General features: G+C 67.1%; 17 protein-coding genes. 16 read left to right on the forward strand and 1 reads right to left on the reverse strand.

Features of this window, described 5'->3' with window-relative positions; translation table 11 throughout:
• Position 1 precedes the first annotated feature (1 nt).
• The 13 genes from NFU04_RS03660 (at position 2) to NFU04_RS03720 (ending at position 14,250) form a co-directional block, all read left to right on the forward strand.
• A complete protein-coding gene (locus NFU04_RS03660) occupies positions 2–1,300 on the forward strand; it encodes a flavin-containing monooxygenase (protein ID WP_251308144.1) in 1,299 nt (432 codons plus the stop codon).
• Between the two features lie 60 nt (positions 1,301–1,360).
• On the forward strand, positions 1,361–1,789 hold the full coding sequence (locus NFU04_RS03665) for a RidA family protein (protein WP_251308145.1): 429 nt from the start codon (positions 1,361–1,363) through the stop codon (positions 1,787–1,789).
• Positions 1,786–2,460, forward strand: a complete 675-nt coding sequence (locus NFU04_RS03670; RefSeq protein WP_251308146.1) for a DUF1028 domain-containing protein — start codon at positions 1,786–1,788, stop codon at positions 2,458–2,460. The genes NFU04_RS03665 and NFU04_RS03670 overlap by 4 nt, the downstream gene beginning before the upstream one ends.
• A complete protein-coding gene (argE, locus tag NFU04_RS03675) occupies positions 2,457–3,671 on the forward strand; it encodes an acetylornithine deacetylase (RefSeq protein WP_251308147.1) in 1,215 nt (404 codons plus the stop codon). Before NFU04_RS03670 ends, argE begins: the two co-directional genes overlap by 4 nt.
• Positions 3,672–4,004: 333 nt before the next feature.
• Positions 4,005–4,979: a LysR family transcriptional regulator gene (locus tag NFU04_RS03680; RefSeq protein ID WP_251308148.1), complete on the forward strand. Its 975-nt coding sequence runs from the start codon at positions 4,005–4,007 to the stop codon at positions 4,977–4,979.
• 276 nt (positions 4,980–5,255) lie between these two features.
• Positions 5,256–6,743: an aldehyde dehydrogenase gene (locus tag NFU04_RS03685; protein ID WP_251308149.1), complete on the forward strand. Its 1,488-nt coding sequence runs from the start codon at positions 5,256–5,258 to the stop codon at positions 6,741–6,743.
• Between the two features lie 94 nt (positions 6,744–6,837).
• Positions 6,838–8,274 (forward strand): APC family permease, encoded by a 1,437-nt coding sequence (locus tag NFU04_RS03690; protein ID WP_251308150.1) that lies wholly within the window; start codon positions 6,838–6,840, stop codon positions 8,272–8,274.
• A gap of 98 nt (positions 8,275–8,372) precedes the next feature.
• Positions 8,373–9,794: an aminotransferase gene (locus tag NFU04_RS03695; protein WP_251308151.1), complete on the forward strand. Its 1,422-nt coding sequence runs from the start codon at positions 8,373–8,375 to the stop codon at positions 9,792–9,794.
• 87 nt (positions 9,795–9,881) lie between these two features.
• The gene (locus tag NFU04_RS03700) at positions 9,882–10,997 is read left to right on the forward strand and encodes a class II histone deacetylase (protein WP_251308152.1); all 1,116 of its coding nucleotides are present in this window, start codon (positions 9,882–9,884) and stop codon (positions 10,995–10,997) included.
• Positions 10,997–12,214 (forward strand): MFS transporter, encoded by a 1,218-nt coding sequence (locus NFU04_RS03705; protein WP_251308153.1) that lies wholly within the window; start codon positions 10,997–10,999, stop codon positions 12,212–12,214. Before NFU04_RS03700 ends, NFU04_RS03705 begins: the two co-directional genes overlap by 1 nt.
• 148 nt (positions 12,215–12,362) lie before the next feature.
• Positions 12,363–13,055 (forward strand): ribulose-phosphate 3-epimerase, encoded by a 693-nt coding sequence (gene rpe / locus NFU04_RS03710; RefSeq protein WP_251308154.1) that lies wholly within the window; start codon positions 12,363–12,365, stop codon positions 13,053–13,055.
• A 3-nt stretch (positions 13,056–13,058) separates the two neighbouring features.
• Entirely contained in the window at positions 13,059–13,334 is a 276-nt protein-coding gene (locus NFU04_RS03715) for a GIY-YIG nuclease family protein (protein ID WP_251308155.1), read from the forward strand.
• 70 nt (positions 13,335–13,404) lie between these two features.
• Positions 13,405–14,250 (forward strand): mechanosensitive ion channel family protein, encoded by an 846-nt coding sequence (locus NFU04_RS03720; protein ID WP_251308156.1) that lies wholly within the window; start codon positions 13,405–13,407, stop codon positions 14,248–14,250.
• 68 nt (positions 14,251–14,318) lie between these two features.
• On the opposite strand, the gene NFU04_RS03725 is transcribed toward NFU04_RS03720, so the two are convergent.
• Complete coding sequence (locus tag NFU04_RS03725; RefSeq protein ID WP_251308157.1) at positions 14,319–15,617, reverse strand: NAD(P)/FAD-dependent oxidoreductase; 1,299 nt, start codon at positions 15,615–15,617, stop codon at positions 14,319–14,321.
• A gap of 284 nt (positions 15,618–15,901) precedes the next feature.
• Between NFU04_RS03725 and NFU04_RS03730 the strand changes: the two genes are divergently transcribed.
• The 3 genes from NFU04_RS03730 (at position 15,902) to NFU04_RS16340 (ending at position 19,696) form a co-directional block, all read left to right on the forward strand.
• A complete protein-coding gene (locus tag NFU04_RS03730) occupies positions 15,902–16,567 on the forward strand; it encodes a phosphoglycolate phosphatase (RefSeq protein WP_251308158.1) in 666 nt (221 codons plus the stop codon).
• A gap of 224 nt (positions 16,568–16,791) precedes the next feature.
• Complete coding sequence (gene trpE, locus NFU04_RS03735; protein ID WP_251308175.1) at positions 16,792–18,288, forward strand: anthranilate synthase component I; 1,497 nt, start codon at positions 16,792–16,794, stop codon at positions 18,286–18,288.
• A gap of 37 nt (positions 18,289–18,325) precedes the next feature.
• Positions 18,326–19,696 carry an MATE family efflux transporter gene (locus tag NFU04_RS16340; RefSeq protein ID WP_285835111.1) on the forward strand — a complete coding sequence of 457 codons (1,371 nt, stop codon included), beginning with the start codon at positions 18,326–18,328 and terminating at the stop codon, positions 19,694–19,696.
• Positions 19,697–19,748 lie beyond the last annotated feature (52 nt).

Genomic DNA, 19,748 nt, shown 5'->3' on the forward strand with positions numbered 1-19,748 from the left:
CATGACAGTAGAAACGATCGATACCCTGGTGGTGGGCGGCGGTCAGGCCGGCGTGGCCATGAGCGAACACCTGAGCAACCAGGGGGTGCCCCACCTGGTACTGGAGCGTCACCGCATCGCCGAGGCCTGGCGCACCCGCCGCTGGGACTCCCTGGTGGCCAATGGCCCGGCCTGGCACGACCGCTTCCCGGGGCTCGAGTTCGATGGCCTGGACCCGGATGCCTTCGCCGACAAGGAACGGGTGGCGGCCTATTTCGAGGCCTATGCCGAGAAGATCCGGGCCCCCATCCGCACCGGGGTCGAGGTCAGGTCGGTGGAGCGCAACGTCGGCCGGCCGGGCTTTACCATCGAGACCTCCGAGGGGGTGATCGAGGCCAACCGGGTGGTGGCCGCCACCGGCCCCTTCCAGACGCCGGTGATTCCGCCCATCGCCCCCGAGGACGCGTCTCTCACCCAGCTTCACTCCGCCGAGTATCGCAACCCCGGGCAGCTGCCGGAAGGGGCGGTGCTGGTGGTGGGGGCCGGTTCCTCCGGGGTGCAGATCGCCGAGGAGCTGCGCCGCTCCGGCCGGCGAGTCTACCTCTCGGTGGGGCCCCATGATCGGCCGCCCCGGGCCTACCGGGGACGCGACTTCTGCTGGTGGCTGGGGGTGCTCGGCGAGTGGGATGCCGAGATGATGAAGCCCGGCAGCGAGCACGTCACCATCGCCGTGAGCGGCGCCGGTGGCGGCAAGACCATCGACTTCCGCGAGCTGGCCCATCAGGGCATGACCCTGGTCGGGCGCACCCGGGCCTTCGCCGACGGCAGGGTCACCTTCGAATCCGACCTGGCCGACAACCTGGCCGCCGGCGACGCCAACTACCTGTCGATGCTGGATGCCGCCGACGACTATGCCCGCCGTAATGGCCTCGACCTGCCCGAGGAGCCCGAGGCGCGCCATATTCCCGCCGATCCGGCCTGCGTGCGCGAGCCGCTGCGCGAGCTCGACCTGGCCGAGGCCGGGGTCACCACCATCGTCTGGGCCACCGGCTTCACGGTGGACTACCGCTGGCTCAAGGTGGATACCTTCGATGCCAGCGGCAAGCCCCAGCATCAGCGTGGCGTCTCCCGTGAGCCCGGCGTCTATTTCGTCGGCCTGCCCTGGCTGTCGCGGCGCGGCTCCAGCTTTATCTGGGGGGTATGGCACGACGCCAAGCATATCGCCGATCACATCGCCACCCAGCGCAAGTACCTGGCCTACCACGCCGAGGCCCGGGACGCGGGGCGCAGCGCGCCACGCCGAGCGCTGGTCGTCGAGTAAGCCCGTGGCGGGAGGCGAAGCGCCTCCCGCCGTTATCGCCTCAGCAGCAAGGAGTCGTCGATGCCGACGCATACCCGAATTCGCATGTTCAATACCCAGGCCACCTATCCCAACCAGAGCCTGGACAACGACCTCTGTCAGGCGGTACGGGCCGGCAACACCGTCTATGTGCGCGGCCAGGTGGGGACCGACTTCGAGGGTCGCCTGGTCGGCCTGGGGGACCCCGCCGCCCAGGCCAACCAGGCCATGAAGAACGTCAAGCAGCTACTCGAGGAGGCCGGCAGCCACCTCGATCATATCGTCAAGACCACCACCTATATCACCGACCCGCGTTTCCGCGAGCCGGTCTACCGGGAGGTGGGGCGGTGGCTCAAGGGGGTCTATCCCATCTCCACCGGCCTGGTGGTGGCGGGGCTGGCCCAGCCGGAGTGGCTGATGGAGATCGATGTGATCGCCGTGATTCCCGACGACGAGGAGGGCGCCCAATGACCTTTTCCATCGCCGGCTTGTGCCGCGAGACCGGCCAGTTCGGCACCGCCATCAGTTCGTCGAGCATCTGCGTGGCCAGTCGCTGCCCCTTTATCGCCCCGGGGCGCGGGGTGGTCTTGACCCAGAACGTCACCAACCCGGCGCTGGGCCAGCGCGGCACCGAGCTGCTGGCCCAGGGCCTGTCCGCCGAGACGGTGCTGGCGCGCCTGGTCGAGGAGGAGCGCTTCCCCGAGTGGCGGCAGCTTCAAGTGCTGGACGCCGCGGGCCGCAGCGCCGTGCATAGCGGCGCCGAGACCCTGGGGATCCATGCCACCCGGCGCGGTCGCGACTGCGTGGCCGGCGGCAACATGCTCGCCGATGGCGCGGTGATCGATGCCCTGGTGGAGACCTTCGAGGACCACCCGGGAGAGCTCGCCGAGCGGCTGCTGGCGGCGCTGGAGGCGGCCCAGGCCGCCGGCGGCGAGATGGGCCCGGTGCACTCGGCGGGGCTCAAGGTCTATGAACAGGCCAACTGGCCGGCGGTGGACCTGCGGGTGGACTGGCATATCGCCCCCATCCAGGAGCTGCGCATGGTGTGGCAGGCCTACCTCCCCGAGCGGGCCGCCTACCTCTGCCGCGCCATCGACCCCAACCAGGCGCCGGGCTATGGGGTGCCGGGAGACGACCGATGAGCGATGCCTCGACGGCCTGTGTCGATCTGCTGGAGCGGCTGATCGCCTTCGATACCACCAGCGATCGCAGCAACCTGGCGCTGATCCACTTCGTGCGGGATCGCCTCGCCGAGCAGGGCATCGAGGCGACCCTGGTCCCCTCGGCCTGCGGCGAGAAGGCCAACCTCTACGCCACCATCGGCCCCGGGGACCGCCCCGGGGTGATGCTCTCCGGGCATACCGATACCGTGCCGGTGACCGGCCAGGCCTGGCGCAGCGACCCCTATCGGCTGACCGCCAAGGGGCCGCGCCTCTACGGCCGTGGCACCGCGGACATGAAGGGCTTCCTGGCGGCGGTGTTGGCGGCGGTGCCGGCCATGGCACGAGCCGAGCTCGTCGCGCCCATCCACCTGGCCTTCTCCCACGACGAGGAGGTGGGCTGCCTGGGAGTGCGCAGCCTGCTCGAGGCGATGCGCCGCTTCCGGGTGCGTCCCGCCGCCTGTGTGGTCGGCGAGCCCACCTCCATGCGCCTGGCTACCGCCCACAAGGGCAAGCTGGCCGGTCGCATCGAGGTGACGGGCAGGGCCTGTCACTCCGGCATGGCCCCGGAGGGCATCAATGCCATCCAGGCGGCGGCGCCGCTGATCCAGTGGTTCGCCGACACCGCCGCCGCCAAGGCCGAGACCGGGCCCTTCGATACCCGCTTCGCCATCCCCTACACCACCCTGCAACTGGGCACCGTCGACGGCGGCACGGCGCTGAATATCGTCCCGGCCCGGTGCCGCCTCGACTTCGAGGTGCGCAACGTGCCGGACGAGGCCCCGCAGGCGCTGCTGGCGCCGCTGATGGCGCAGATCGATCGCCTGGATGCCGAGCTCAAGGCGTGCCATCCGGAGGCCGGCGTCTCCCTGCGCTGGCTCGGCGACTACCCGGGCCTGGCCATGGCGGAGGAGGGCGAGCTGGTGGAACTGATCCTGTCGCTGCTGGCCGAGCCGGGCCGCGAGCGCATCGGCTTCGGCACCGAGGCGGGACTCTTCCAGCGCGAGCTGGGGATTCCCACCCTGGTCTGCGGCCCCGGCAGCATGGCCCAGGGCCACCAGCCCGACGAGTACGTGACCCGCGAGCAGCTGGGCCGCTGCGAGGCCTTCCTGGCGCGGCTCACCGAGGCCCTGGCCGACCCCGAGGCGGTGGCCCGCCTGGATCGCGCCTGCGCCGAGGTGTCGTCAGTTTAGATTGTCCTGACGTCGAGGCTCGGGGCTGTCCTGGGGGCAGGCCTCGCAAAGACGCTGTGAATCCTTCCCTGGACGCTCGACTTTTTCCTGAGGCGCTACGCTATCCTGCTTCGCTTTCAGGGCCGGGGTAGGCCCTCCATGGCCTACCCGTTCGGAAGGGTCTTCCTCACCCCTGAAAAAGACGCTTTGCTCCGCCCTGCCCCCAGCGCCCCTTAGCCATTCTCGTTGCGGTGGCTCGCGATCAGAGAGGTCGCTAACGCCCCCGGGCCAGCCTTGGTATGCTCGGGGCAGGCGGCGTCGCCGCCTCGAGTCCCCGAGCCCGGAACCCCGTCGATGCGTCACTTTACCCTCAAGCAGCTGCGCTACTTCGTCGTCGCCGGCGACCTCTCCAGCGTCACCCAGGCGGCCAAGCGCCTGCATGTCTCCCAGCCCTCCATCTCCGCGGCCATTCAGCAGATCGAGGAGACCACCGGCCTGCAGCTCTTCGTGCGCCACCATGCCCAGGGGCTCTCCCTGACCCCCTCCGGCAAGCAACTGCTGGTGCGCGCCAAGCAACTGTTGCGCGACGCCGAGGGGCTGGAGCGTTTCGCCGTCTCCCTGGGCGAGGAGATCGGCGGCGAACTGCGCCTGGTGGCCTTTCCCACCTTCGCGCCGGTCTTCCTGCCCCAGCTGCTGCGCCGCTATGCCGACCGCTACCCGGCGGTGAGCCTGCAGTGCGACGAGATGAATCAGGCGGATATCGTCGCCGGCCTGGGCAAGGGGGACTACGAGCTGGCCTTTACCTACGACCTCCAGGTTCCGGAGAGCGTCGACTTCACGCCCCTCTACCGCTTTCCTCCCTATGCGGTGGTCAGCGTCGACCACCCCCTGGCCGACCGCGACAGCGTGTGCCTCGCCGAGCTGGTGGAGTACCCCATGGTGATCCTCGACTGGCCCTTGAGCCGCGACTACTTCCTGTCGATCTTCTCCCACCAGGGGCTCTCGCCGACGGTAGCCCACCGCGCCAAGTCGATGGACATGATCCGCGGCCTGGTGGCCAAGGGCTTCGGCTTCGCGCTGTTCAATACGCCCCTGACCACCCTGGATGCCTTCGACGGCGGACGCCTCAAGGCACTGACCCTGAGCGACGAGGCGCCGCCGCTGTGCATGGGCATCGCCTGCCTGCGCGGGCTGCGCCTGAGCCCCGCCGCCGAGGCGATGCATCGGCTGGCCTGCGACGCCGACTCCCTGTCGCCGATTCTGGAGCGGCTCGCCCACGCCTTTGCCCAGGTTCCCGAGCGATTGATCGACTCCAGCGAGCGCGAATAAGGCCCCGGGGCCTTGCCGATCCCGAACCCCATCGAGTCGCGGCCAGGCGAAAAGCATCGCCGCGGCTCCGGTGTCTTGTCTTCCTCCCCTTGAGTCTCTCACCGCTGGACGGTATCGGCGGCCACTCGGCGGCACCTCTGCATAAGAAAAGCTGAGCCAGCGCTTAGCATAATAATATTTTAGTAAAGCAGGGCCCGGGGCTATCGTGAGCTCACCAGTCGTGATTCGCGCCTTACGAGGCCCCAAGTACAACCCCCGACAACTGGAGTGATTCCGATGGCGGCACACGATCTTTCCTACTGGCGTGACCTGCGCACTCGGCTGAGCCTGCCCGGCGGCGCCTTTATCGATGGCCGGCGCCGGGACGCGGCGGATGGCGCCACCCTGACCACCTGGAACCCGGCCAGCGGCGAGGCGATCACCGAGGTCGCCGCCTGTGGCGAGGCGGAGGTCGAGGCGGCGGTGGCCGCGGCCCGGGCGAGCTTCGAGGCGGGGACCTGGTCCCGGGCCGCCCCGGCCCATCGCAAGGCGGTGTTGCAGCGCCTGGCGGCGCTGATGATGGAGCACCAGGACGAGCTGGCGCTGCTCGAGACCCTGGACACCGGCAAGCCGATCAGCGATGCCCACGGCATCGATATCCCCGGCGCCGCCGGCTGCTTCGCCTGGTACGCCGAGGCCATCGACAAGCTGTATGGCGAGGTGGCGCCCACCGACGGCGACAACCTGGCCACCATCACCCGCGAGGCGATCGGCGTGGTGGCGGCGGTGATTCCCTGGAACTTCCCGCTGGATATCACCGCCTGGAAGCTGGCCCCGGCCCTGGCCGCCGGCAACAGCGTGATCCTCAAGCCGGCGGAGCAGTCGCCGCTGACCGGGCTGCGCCTGGCGGAGCTGGCCAAGCAGGCGGGCCTGCCCGACGGCGTCTTCAACGTGCTGCCCGGCCATGGCCATATCACCGGCCAGGCGCTGGGCCTGCACATGGACGTGGACTGCCTGACCTTCACCGGCTCCACCGCCACCGGCAAGCGCTTCCTCGACTATGCCGCCCGCTCGAACATGAAGCAGGTGTGGCTGGAGTGCGGCGGCAAGAGCCCTAACCTGATCTTCGCCGACTGCGATGTGGAGGCCGCCGCTGCCGCCGCGGTGCAGGGCATCTACTTCAACCAGGGCGAGGTGTGCTCCGCCAACTCGCGGATCCTGGTGCAGCGCGAGATCAAGGAGGCCTTCGTCGCCCACTTCGTCGCGGCGGCCGCCAGGCTCAAGGTGGGCGATCCCCTCGACCCGCAGACCAACGTCGGCTCGCTGATCGATAACGACCACGCCCAGCGGGTGCGCGGCTTTATCCGCCTGGGGGTGGAGGAGGGCGCGCGCCTGGCCCTGGGCGAGGCGCCGGCGGCGGATGCCGAGGGGGCCTTCGTCTCGCCGACCCTCTTCGAGGGGGTGACGCCGCAGATGACCATCGCCCGGGAGGAGATCTTCGGCCCGGTGGCGGCGCTGATCGAGTTCGCCGACGAGGACGAGGCGGTGGCCATCGCCAACGACTCCATCTACGGCCTGGCCGCCTCGGTATGGACCGAGAACCTGTCCCGGGCCCACCGGGTCTCGCGGCGCCTGCGCGCCGGCACCATCTCGGTCAATACCGTGGATGCCATCGATTTCAGCACGCCCTTCGGCGGCTACAAGCAGTCCGGCTTCGGTCGCGACCTCTCCCTGCATGCGCTGGACAAGTTTACGCAGTTGAAGACCACCTGGATCCGCCTCTAATGGCCTGACCCGGTAAGGCAGCGAGGCAAGGGCGCGCCGTTACCCCGGCGGCGCGCCCCACGATGACAACGACTACAAGATAAGGGTATTCCCGATGCAAGAGACACAGACAACCCTTGCCGCCGCGCCCGGCGCGGCCACCGACAAACCCCGCGCCGCCCTGGGCATGAAGGCGCTGCTCGCCGTGGCGGTGGGCCTGGTGGTGTCCCAGGGCGTGATGGTGATCATGCTCCAGGGCGTGGGCATCGCCGGCGCCGCCTATATCGTGCCCCTGGCCATCGCCTGGGTACTGGCGCTCTGCTATGCCGCCTCCTTCTCGGAGCTGTCGCTGATGATTCCCCGGGCCGGCAGCCTGAGCACCTACACCGAGGTGGCCCTCGGCCACTTCCCGGCGATCCTCGCGGTCTTCTCCGGCTATGTGGTGGTGGCGATGTTCGCCCTCTCCGCGGAGCTGTTGCTGGTCGACTACCTGCTGGGGGTGCTCTATCCCGGCCTGGGCGGCGGCCTGTGGATCGCCTTCGGGCTGCTCGGCCTCTTCACGCTGCTCAACCTGATGGGCATCGACGTCTTCGCCAGGCTGCAGAATGTGCTGGCCTTCGTGATGGTGGTGGCCCTGACCCTGCTCGGCGTCAGCGCCCTGAGCGGCGGCTTCGCGCCCCACGAGATTCCCGCGGGGCAGGTCTTCGGCGAGTTCAACCTGGGCGACGGCGCCCTGACCCTGATCGCCCTGGCCATCTGGGGCTATGTGGGGGTGGAGTTCGTCTGCCCGCTGGTGGGGGAGAGCCGCAACCCTGAGCGCAATATTCCGCGTGCCATGTTTATCGGCCTGACCCTGATCTTTGCCGTCTTCCTGCTCTACTGCCTGGGCGCGCTCTTCTACATTCCCCGCGAGACTCTGATCAACGCCGAGCTGCCCCACCTCGAGTATGCCACCGCGGCCTTCGGCGGCTCCGGCACCTTCCTGCTCGCCGTGGCGGCGGTCACCGCCACCTGCAGCACCCTCAATACCTCGCTGGCCTCGGTGCCGCGGATGCTGCAGGGCATGGCCGAGCGGGGCCAGGTGTTCCCGATCCTCGGCCGGCTGACGCCGACCAGCCGGGTGCCCTGGGTGGCGGTGCTGTTCGTCGCCGGCGTCACCGGTCTGCCGCTGCTGATCTGGGGCGACGATGCGGGCACCGTGGGCCTGCTGCTGGTGGCCGCCGCCATCGCCTGGCTGCTCGCCTATATCATTGCCCATGTCAACGTGATCGCCCTGCGTCGCCGCTATCCCGACGCCAAGCGCCCCTTCCGCACGCCGTTCTATCCGCTGCCACAGCTGATCGGCATCGCCGGCATGGTCTATGCCATCGTCTACGCCTCGCCGGCCCCCGAACTGACCGCCTGGATCTTCACCAGCGCCGGGGTGGTACTGGGCATCGTCAGCCTGGTGGCCATCGTCTGGATCAAGGGCGTCATGAAGAAGCCGCTGTTCCGCCCCGAGCCCCTGGATCGGCTGATGGCCACTGGCGCCGGCGGCGAACGCCACGACTGAGAACACAACGATTGCTCACGAGAGGTGGCGTCGAGTCACCGGCCCGGCGCCGCGCCTCCACGAATCCCCGCACGACCCGAACGAACAGGAGTGACCCCATGAATAGCCTCAACCCCAAGGTAACCGCCGTCGACGCCGCCGAGAAGCAGCAAGTCTGGGAAGCCGATCGCGATCACTTCATGCACCCCTGGACCGATTTCTCCACCTTCAAGGAGAGCGGCTCCATGGTCTTCACCGGCGCCGATGGCGTCTCCATCCAGGACGCCGACGGCAAGCGTTACCTGGACGGCATCGGCGGCCTGTGGTGCGTCAATATCGGCTACGGTCGCAAGGAGATCGCCGAGGCGGTGGCGGAGCAGATCTGCGCCATTCCCTACTTCTCCACCTTCGGCCATCACACCACGCCGCCGGCGGCCAAGCTTGCCGCCAAGCTGGCCGAGCTGGCCCCGGGAGACCTCAACCACGTCTTCTACGGTTGCGGCGGTTCGGTGGCCAACGACACCGCGGTGCGCCTGATTCACTTCTACTTCAACCAGCTCGGCAAGCCGACCAAGAAGCAGATCATCTCGCGGATCGACGGCTACCACGGCAGCACCTACATGGCCATGTCGATCACCGGGGTCAAGTTCGACCATATCGGCTTCGATATCGACGAGCAGCTGGTGCACCACATCTCCTGCCCCAATCCCTATCGCCGCGACCCGGGGCTCAGCGAGGAGGAATTCTGCCGCCAGAAGGTCCAGGAGCTGGAGGACAAGATCCTCGAGATCGGCCCGGATAACGTGGCGGCCTTCTTCGCCGAGCCGATCATGGGCGCCGGCGGGGTGATCGTGCCGCCCAAGGGCTACCACAAGGCGACCCTGGAGGTATGCCGCAAGTACGACGTCCTCTATGTCTCCGACGAGGTGGTGACCGCCTTCGGCCGGCTCGGGCACATGTTCGCCTCCGAGGACGAGTTCGAGATCGTTCCCGATATCATCACCTGCGCCAAGGGCCTCACCTCCGGCTATCTGCCGCTGGGGGCGACGATCTTCTCCGATCGCATCTACGAGGTGATCAGCGAGCCCCAGGCCGAGGGCGCCATCTTCACCCACGGCTTCACCTACTCCGGCCATCCGGTGAGCTGCGCCGCGGCGCTGAAGAACATCGAGATCATCGAGCGCGAGGGCCTCTGCGAGCATGTGAAAGAGGTCGGCGCCTACTTCGAGGCGCGTATTCGCGAGCTCGGCGAGCTCGAGCTGGTGGGCGATGTGCGTGGTCGAAAGTTCATGATCTGCCTGGAGAACGTGGCGAACAAGGCGACCAAGGAGCTGATCGATCCGGCGGCCAAGGTGGGCAATCGCATCGCCGATGCCTGTCAGAAGCGCGGCCTGATCGTGCGCCCGCTGGCGCATATGAACATCCTCTCGCCGACCCTGATCCTGACCCGCGAGGACGTCGACTTCGTCGCCGAGACCCTCCGGGAGAGCATCCTCGAGGTCACCGAAGGGCTGCGCGCCGAGGGCTACCTGGCCCGCTGATGTCGGCCGCCCGCCGGACTCGGCGGGCGGCTCGTCGAAGATTCCCTATTTCCTGTAACAACAACAAGGTAATCAAGGAGAGAACCGATGCCCACGGGTCTGGTATTCGATGAGAGCTACTTCTGGTATGACAGCCTCAATCAACCCTTTCCTCCCTTCCTGGTGCAGCCCGGCGCCAACTATGATCGACCGGAGATCAAGCGTCGTTTCTATAACTTGTTGCAGCAATCGGGGCTAGCCGAACAGTTGGTTAGCATCAAACCGCGCAGGGCCACGGATGACGAAATTCTGCGTGTGCATACTGGCGAATACCTGGACAGCCTCAAGGCCCAGGATAAAGGCATGGCGGCGGTCGCCGGCCCCGGGGCGGTCTTCGCCGCCGGAGGGCTCGATATCGCTTTGCTGGCGGCCGGTGGAGCGATGACGGCGGTGGAGCGGGTGATGGCAGAGGAGGTCGATAATGCCTTCGCCTTCGTCAGGCCACCCGGGCATCATGCGGAGAGCCACCGTGGTGCCGGCTTCTGCGTGCTGAACAATGTCGCCCTGGCGGCACGTCACGCCCAACGGCTCGGCTGTGAGCGGGTCGCTATCGTCGACTGGGACGTGCACCACGGCAATGGTGCCCAGGAGATCTTCTGGAATGATGCCGACGTCCTGACGATCTCCATCCATCAGGACTACTACTTCCTCGAGGAAAATACGGGGACCGTCGATCACCGCGGAGGAGGGAAGGGCTTCGGCAGAAATATCAATGTGCCACTGCCTCCGGGGGGCGGAAACCGGATCTATCAGGAGGTCTTCGAGCGGGTCGTGATGCCCGCGCTCAGGCGCTTCAACCCCGACTTTATCATCGTCGCTTCGGGCTTGGATGCCGGTTGCTACGACCCCCTGGCGCGTATGGCCATGACACCCCGTGGCTTCAAATATCTTGCCAAGGGAATCCGACATGCCGCCGAGCAACTCTGCCAAGGGCGCCTGGTACTGTGCCAGGAAGGGGGCTATGACCTGGCATCGACCCCTTATATGGGGCTTGCGGTGATCGAGGGAATATCGGGGGTTGAATCGGAAATCGATAACCCCTTCGAAAGCTTTGGCTCGACCATCGCCTATACCGATGAGGTATTGCCTCATCAGGAGGCGGTGATCGCCCTGGCCGAAGCCCATGCCGGTAACGCCTGGATTGAGCAAGGGAGTGAACAATAATGAAAATGTTCGAGACACTAACATCGAAAGATATCCTGATGCCCTTCGCGGCGATCTATGGCGTCGGGTTGGCACCACTGCTCGTCTTGCCCTATTTATTTAGTGCTTATATCACCAGCTTTGCCATCTCGGAGTCCGCGGCGGGGCTGCTGGTCACCTACAACCTCACGGCGATGTGTCTGGCGGCCTTCGCGGTCGCTCCCGCGGTGCATCGGCTACCCAGGCGACCCTTGGTGCTCTTGGGAACGGCGCTGGCCGTGCTGGGAAATATCGGGGTGGTGATGGTGAACGATAGCGCCTCGGTGGTTTTACCCTTGGTGCTCTCGGGGGTTGGCTATGGCGTCGTGCTGGCGGTCGGCAATGCGGTGGTGGCCGGCTTTGAGGATCCCGAGAAAACCTTCGATCGTGTCGTCCTGCTGGGCACGGTGCTGTTTATCGCCCTCCTGGTGTTGACGCCACAATTCGCTAGCCGCTTTGCCCTCGATGGGGTCATGTGGGTGTTGATCGTCCTGCACCTGTTCTGCCTCCCCTGGCTGATGGCGACGCCGGAGGCGCAAGGCCTCGTCGGCGAAGGAGCATCGACGCGCCTTCCCCAGGAAGGCAAGCGCTCCTACCTGTTTCTGCTGACCCCCTTGTCGCTGGCAGTGCTGGCGATGGTGCTCTTCTATTTTATCCGCGACACCATGATCTGGATGTATGCCGAGCGCATCGGGGTGCATCGCCTCGGCTTCGAGCCGGGCGGGCTAGGGCTGATCTTTGGGGTGCATGGTGCCACTTCGCTGTTGGGTCCATTGCTGCTTATCTGGGCCGGCAAGCGATTCGGGCGCTCGGCGCTGTTGCTATTCGGGATCCTCGCCTCCGGAGGGGTTACCCTGGCGGTCAGTCAGACGGATAGTCAATGGCTCTATGGTGGCCTCGTTATCGCCTGGTCGACGCTGCATTTTTTCACCTACAGCTGCCTGATGGGGGTGGCGAGTGTCGCCGACAAGCAGGGCCGTGTGGTGGCGGCTGCGGGAGGCGCAGTGATGGCAGCCAATGGCATCGCTCCGGTGGTGGCGGGCTACTCGGTGGAGTGGGGTGGCTATGCCGGTCTCGGTGCGGGGTTGGTCCTTTTCGTAGGCCTGACGCTTATCTCCGCCCTGTATGTCATCTATCGGGTGGGCAAGGCCGATGAAAATGCGCTGGACGAAGCGTCGCCACGGGCTGGTGAGGCATAAGGCAGTGCCGAGGCAACGGTCCGCGATAGGGGCATCGGCTCCGCTGCGGGGGAGCGCCTGTCGATAATATGATGCCTGTAGGGAAGCCGGTCGGGCTGCTAGAATACGCCCGACCTGGCTACCATGACCCGAGGAGTCTTCGACCTCCATGTCTCACCGCGATTTCAAGATTGCCCCCTCCATCCTCTCCGCCGACTTCGCCCGCCTGGGCGAGGAAGTGGACAATGTGCTGGCCGCCGGCGCCGATATCGTCCACTTCGACGTGATGGACAACCACTACGTGCCCAACCTGACCATCGGCCCCATGGTCTGCAAGGCACTGCGCAATCACGGGGTCACCGCGCCCATCGATGCCCACCTGATGGTTACGCCGGTGGATCGCCTGATCGGTGACTTTATCGAGGCCGGGGCCAGCTATATCACCTTCCATCCGGAGGCCTCCGACCATATCGACCGCTCCCTGCAGCTGATCCGTGATGGTGGCTGCCGGTCGGGCCTGGTCTTCAACCCGGCCACGCCGCTCTCCTACCTCGACTATGTGATGGACAAGGTCGATATGATCCTGCTGATGAGCGTCAATCCGGGCTTCGGCGGGCAATCCTTTATTCCCGGCACCCTCGACAAGCTGCGCGAGGCGCGCCGGCGTATCGATGCCTCCGGCTACGATATCCGCCTGGAGATCGACGGCGGGGTCAAGGTGGAGAATATCGCCGAGATCGCCCGGGCCGGCGCCGATACCTTCGTGGCGGGCTCCGCGGTCTTCAATGCCGGTCGCGGCGAGGATCCCCACCACTACGACAGCGTGATCCGGGCCTTCCGCGACGAGCTGGCCAGGGCCTGAGGGATGACGGCCGAGCGGCGCTGGAGCCTCTACCTGCTGGAGACCGCCGGCGGCGCCCTCTATACCGGCATCACCACCGATGTGGCGCGGCGCCTGCAGCAGCACCGCACGGGGCGTGGTGCCAAGGCGCTGCGCGGCAAGGGGCCGCTGACCCTCAGGTACCAGGCGCCCATGGCCAGCCACGGCGAGGCGCTGCGCCAGGAGGCCGCCCTGAAGCGGCTCTCGGCGTCGCAGAAGCGGGCCTGGCTGGCGCGGCGGCTCGAGGGCGATGATTCATAGCGACGCGCCCTGCTATGCTGCGAGGGTTTGTCGAACGAATCACTCTTGTTGAATGGAAAAAGGACGACCTATGGATGCCAATGGGGTAGTGACCTTCCTGCAGACCTCCGGGGCGAGCTTCGGAGTGAACCTGGTGGCGGCCATCGCCATCTTCCTGATCGGGCGCTGGGCGGCCAAGCTGCTGCACAAGCTGTCCACCAAGGCCATGGAGCGGGCCAAGGTGGAGCCGCTGCTGGTCAAGTTTCTGGGTAATATCTTCTATGCCCTGCTGCTGGTCTTCGTGGTGCTGGCGGCCATCAGTCGGGTGGGGATCCAGACCGCCTCACTGATCGCCGTGCTGGGTGCCGCCGGCCTGGCGGTGGGCCTGGCCCTGCAGGGGTCGCTGGCCAACTTCGCCGCCGGGGTGATGGTGATCATCTTTCGCCCCTACAAGATCGGCGACTATGTCGAGGCCGGCGGCGTGGCGGGCATTATCGATGACGTACAGATCTTCACCACCGAGCTGAAGACCGCGGACAATCGCCGCATCATCGTCCCCAATGGCCAGATGATGAACGGTGCCATCACCAACTACTCCAGCCATGACACCCGTCGGGTCGACCTGGTGGCCAGCGTCGGTTACGAGGCGGACTCGGATACCGTGCGCCGGGTGCTGGAGGAGGTGCTGGCCGCCGACGCGCGTATCCTGCCGACGCCGGCACCCAATATCCGCATGAGCGCCATGGGCGAGTCGAGCATCGACTGGATCGTGCGCCCCTGGGTCAAGGCGGCGGACTACTGGGACGTCTACTGGGACCTGACCGAGCAGATCAAGCGGCGCTTCGACGCCGAGGGGATCAGCATCCCCTTCCCCCAGCGCGACGTGCATCTCTATCATCACGGCGCCGAGGCACTGACCGCCGAGCGGGTCGACTAGGCCACCCGGCGCGACAAAAAAGGCCGCCGAGCATCGCTCGGCGGCCTTTTTTCATGCGCCTGTCGGCCTCAGTGCAGCTTCATCTTCGGCCGCAGGAAGCGGTTCAGTCCATCCACCACCACCGTCATGCCGGTCTTGATGGCGCCATGAATGGCGAACTGGTGCATGCGGTAGAGGGAGGCGTAGAACATCTTCGCCAGGCGCCCCTCGATAAACAGGCTGCGCGCCGAGGCGCCACGCATCAGGCTGCCCACCGCATCGAAATGCGCCAGGGAGATCAGCGAACCGCGGTCGCGGAAGGTGAACTCCTTGAGCGGCTTGCCGGCCAGGGCCGCCCGCAGGTTGCGGTAGAGCACGCCGGCCTGCTGGTGGGCGGCCTGGGCCCGGGGCGGGACGCGCTTGCCGTCCGGCTGCGGGCAGCTGGCGCAGTCGCCGAAGGCGAAGATGCGCTCGTCGTCCAGGCTCTGCAGGGTGGGGTGCACCTTGACCTGGTGGTTGCGCTCGGTGGAAAGCCCCAGCTCGGAGAGGAAGGGCGGCGCCTTGATGCCGGCGGCCCAGACGCTGAGGTCGGTCTCGATCTTCTCGCCCTCGGCGGTGATAAAGCCCATCTCGGTGACCTGGGTGACCCGGGTATCGGTATGGATATGCACGCCGAGCTTCTCCAGCTCCTGGTGCACCGCCTTGCCGATGCGCGAGGGCAGGGCGGGCAGCACGCCGGGGGCGGCCTCCACCAGATGAACCTGCACCTGGCTCGACTCGATGGAGGTGAAGCCGTAACTCTTGAGCATCTTGGAGGCGTCATACAGCTCCGCGGCCAGCTCTACCCCGGTGGCCCCGGCGCCGATGATGCCCACCGTCAGCTTGGTGTGGGTACGCCGTTCCGGGGCGCTGTAGCGCAGGAAGGTATTGAGCATGTCGTGGCGGAAGGCCTCGGCCTGCTGGGGGCAGTCGAGGAAGTGGCAGTGCTCGGTGACGCCGGGAGTCCCGAAGTCGTTGGAGACGCTGCCCAGTGCCAGCACCAGGTAGTCGTAGTCGAGATGCCGGGCCGGCAGCACCACGCTGCCATCCTCGTCGAGGATCGGCGCCAGGGTCAGGCGACGCGCCTGGCGATCGATATCGCTCAGGGTGCCGCGTTGGAACTGGTAGCCGTGACTCTTCGAGTGCCCCTGGTAGGAGACCTCGTCGAGACCGGAATCGAGGGCGCCGGTGGCCACCTCATGCAGCAGGGGTTTCCAGATATGGGTAGGGTTGCGATCGACGAGCACGATCTCGGCGCGCTGGCGCTTGCCGAGTTTGCGACCGAGCCGGGTAACCAGCTCCAGTCCGCCCGCGCCTCCGCCGACCACCACGATGCGTGGTAGCGTCATAGAGACTCCTGACAAAGTGTGAAAGGGAAAGGTTTGAAAAAGTTGCCCGGGGTCAGGACACAGGCCTCGATACGGCGGTCGGGCGTCACGGCAGGGGTGTCGTCGGCGTCCGGCCGAGTAGGGGGGAGATGCCCTGGAGTCGGCAACGGCTGGCCCTAGCATAGCGTTACGACGTTCGTCTGCCTATGGGCGACGGCCAAAAAACGGAAGATTTTTCCGTAATATTACATGCATAATCGGCATGACCGATTCGTCCCCTCTCAGTGACTCACCAAGGAGCCCCCATGCATCCCAGCCTGGAAGGCATCACCCTGATCTGCTTCGACCTGGACGGCACCCTGGTGGACTCGGTCCCCGACCTGGCCGCGGCGGTGGACCTCGCCCTCGCCGACCTGGCCCTGCCCGCCGCCGGCGAGGCCCGGGTGCGCGACTGGGTGGGCAACGGCGCCCGGGTGCTGGTGGAGCGGGCCCTGACATGGGCCCTGGGCCAGGCCCCCGAGGCCGAGCGCCTGGAGGCGGCCCATGCTCGCTTCCTGCACCACTATGGCGAGGCGCCGAATGCCCGCACTCGTCTCTATCCCGGGGTGCGCGAGGCCCTGGAGGGGCTCGCCGCCCGGGGCCTGATCCTGACGCTGGTCACCAACAAGCCGGCGGCCTTTATCGCGCCGATCCTCGAGGGGCTGGGCATCGAGGGGGTCTTCTCCCGCTGCCTGGGCGGCGACTCCCTGGCCGAGAAGAAGCCCCACCCGGCGCCGCTGCTGGCGATGAGCGGTCACTTCGAGGTGTCGCCGTCACGCTGCCTGATGGTGGGCGACTCCCGCCACGATATCGCCGCCGGCAGGGCCGCCGGCTTCCGTACCCTGGCGGTGCCCTACGGCTACAACCATGGCGAACCGGTGACGGCCAGCGGCCCCGATGGCCTGGTTGAATCGCTGGCGGAACTCGTTTAGTGTTCCCCCGTTAGGCGCTATAAAAAATGCCGATTTGATAAGAAGTTGCTATAACTTTCTCGCACGGACACCGCCCCCATGCCCCGTCAATTCCCCCCGAGCCGCCAGCGCCTCGCCACCCTGATGCGTGAGGTCAAGCGCTGGCGATGGTGATGCTCTCCGGTCGCCCCGGCGGCCACCGCTAGCCATTTTCCGAGACACCACCAAAGGACTTGACGGGCATGATGACCCCCGACCGCTTTCAGGAGCTGGCCCAGGCCGGCTACAACCGCATTCCCGTGACCCGGGAGGTGCTGGCCGACCTCGATACGCCGCTCTCTACCTACCTCAAGCTGGCCCAGGCACCCTGGACCTTCCTCCTCGAATCGGTACAGGGCGGCGAGAAGTGGGGCCGCTACTCGATCATCGGCCTGCCGTGCCGGGAGCGCCTCGAGGTGCGCGGCTTCAGCGTGCGCCACCTGGATGGCGAGGAGGTGATCGAGGAGGCCGAGGTGGAGGACCCGCTGGCCTGGATCGAGGCCTTCCAGTCCCGCTACAAGGTGCCGCAACTCGACGACCAGCCGCGCTTCGACGGCGGCCTGGTGGGTTACTTCGGCTACGACACCATCCGCTACGTGGAGCCGCGCCTGCGCAGCGCGGCCGCCGCCGCCAAGGCCGACCCCCTGGGCGTGCCGGATATCCTGCTGATGGTCTGCGAGGAGCTGGTGGTCTTCGACAACCTCTCCGGTCGCCTGACCCTGTGGACCCATGCCGACCCCGCCGAGGCGGAGGCCTTCGAGCGGGCCCGGGAGCGCCTCGAGCGCCTGGAGATCCGGCTGCGCAGCGCCACCGTCAATACCCAGAGCCCCGGCACCGGGGCGCCGGCGGTGGAGGAGGGCGACTTCACCTCCGGCTTCACCGAGGGCGGCTTCAAGGCCGCGGTGGAGACCATCAAGGAGTATGTGCTGGCCGGCGACGTCATGCAGTGCGTGCCCTCCCAGCGCATGTCGATCGGCTACCAGGCGCCGCCGCTGGACCTCTACCGCGCCCTGCGCAGCCTCAACCCCTCGCCCTATATGTTCTTCCTCGACCTGGGCGACCATCAGGTGGTGGGCTCCTCCCCGGAGATCCTCACCCGACTGGAGGATGGCGAGGTCACGGTGCGACCCATCGCCGGTACCCGGGTGCGCGGCAAGAGCGAGGCGGAGGACCAGGCCCTGGAGAAGGACCTGCTGGGCGACCCCAAGGAGGTCGCCGAGCACCTGATGCTGATCGACCTGGGGCGCAACGACGTGGGGCGCATCAGCCAGACCGGCACGGTCAAGGTCACCGACCAGATGGTGGTGGAGCGCTACTCCCACGTGATGCATATCGTCTCCAACGTCACCGGCCAGTTGAAGCCGGGACTCTCCGCCATGGACGTGCTGCGCGCCACCTTCCCGGCGGGTACCCTCTCCGGGGCGCCGAAGATCCGCGCCATGGAGATTATCGACGAGCTGGAGCCGGTCAAGCGCGGCGTCTACTCCGGCGCCGTGGGGTATCTCTCCTGGCACGGCAACATGGACACCGCCATCGCCATCCGCACCGCGGTGATCAAGGACGGCCAGTTGCATGTGCAGGCCGGCGCCGGCGTGGTGGCCGACTCGGTGCCCGAGCTGGAGTGGCAGGAGACCCTCAACAAGGGCCGAGCCCTGTTCCGCGCCGTGGCCATGGCCGAGCGCGGCCTCGATAACCTGGAATAGGCCTCGCCCGCCGGGGCCTCGTGATCAAGGAGCGTGCATGGACGACGCGGCCCCGCGCCATCCCGACCCCATCCTGAGCGGCCCCCACTGGCCGGTCTTCTGGCGCTATGCCCTGCCCTCGGTGGCGGGGCTGTTGGCGTTGACCACCGCCAATATCGTCGACGGCATCTTTATCGGCAATTTCGCCGGGGCCGATGCCCTGGCGGCCCTCAACCTGCTGATTCCCTACTTCGCCGTGCTCTTCGGCCTGGCCCTGGCGCTAGCCATCGGCGGCACGGTGCGCGCCGGCAAGGCCCTGGGGGAGGGCGATCCGGCGGCGGCCTCGGCGACCTTCAGCAAGTGCCTGATCGCCACCCTGGGGCTGGCGCTGGCGGCGGCGTTGCTCTGCCTGCGCTTCCACGAGCCCCTCTATCGGCTGCTCGGCGCCGCCCCCGAGCTCTACCCGCTGATGTCCGAGTACTTCCTGATCATGCTCTGGGTGTTGGTGGTGCAGCTGGTGACCCTGGTGCTTTACTACTTCGTGCGGGTGGACGGCTTCCCGGGGCTGGCCACCGCGGCCCTGGTCGCCGGGGCCGGCGCCAATATCCTGCTCGATGCCCTGCTGGTGGGCTACCTGGGGCAGGGGCTGGGCGGCGCGGCCCTGGCCACCGGCCTGGCCCAGGGCCTGCAGCTCGCCGTGCTGCTGGGCTACTTCGCCCGCCGCGGGCGGCGGCTGCGCTTCTCGCCCCGCCAGCGCCACTGGGGCGAGGTGCTCAAGGCCGGTGCCAACGGCGTCTCGGAGTGGATCAACGAGGCCTCGGTGGGGCTGGTGATGCTGCTGATCAACTGGCTGCTGATGAACAGCCAGGGGGTCACCGGGGTGGCCGCCTTTACCGTGGTCAACTACCTGATCTTCCTCAGCCTGATGGTCTTCTACGGCATCTCCGATGCCATGCATGTGCTGGTCAGCCATAACCTGGGCGCCGGCAATGCCCGGCGCATTCGCACCTTCATGGGCTGCGGGGCCAGCGTGATCCTGAGCCTCGGCCTGGTGCTGGTGGCGGCGGTCTGGTGGCAGGGCGGGGCCCTGGTAAGGCTCTTCCTGGATGGCGCCGACCTGGCCACCGCGCGGCTCGCCGACCAGTTCCTGGCGATCCTCTGGCCGCTGTTCCTGATCAATGGCCTCAACGTGCTGCTGTCGGTCTACCTGACCGCCATGCACCGACCGCTGCCCTCCGCCGCGGTGGCCCTCTCCCGCAGCCTGGTGCTGCCGGCGGCGCTGCTGGTCTTGATTGCCACCCTGCGCCCGGAGTGGCCGCTGCTGCTGGCCCTGCCCCTGGCGGAGTGGCTGACCTTCGGCCTGGCCCTGAGCCTCTTCCTACGCTTCCGGCCCCGGCGGCTACTGCCCGGCGAGCCCGCCGGAGTGTAAAAGTTGTAAACTCGATACATTTGCGCATGCTTCTCATTTAGTGTTGTCCCCA

It is taken from the genome of Halomonas sp. NCCP-2165, from assembly GCF_023708045.1.
Classification (GTDB): Bacteria; Pseudomonadota; Gammaproteobacteria; order Pseudomonadales; family Halomonadaceae; genus Bisbaumannia; species Bisbaumannia pacifica.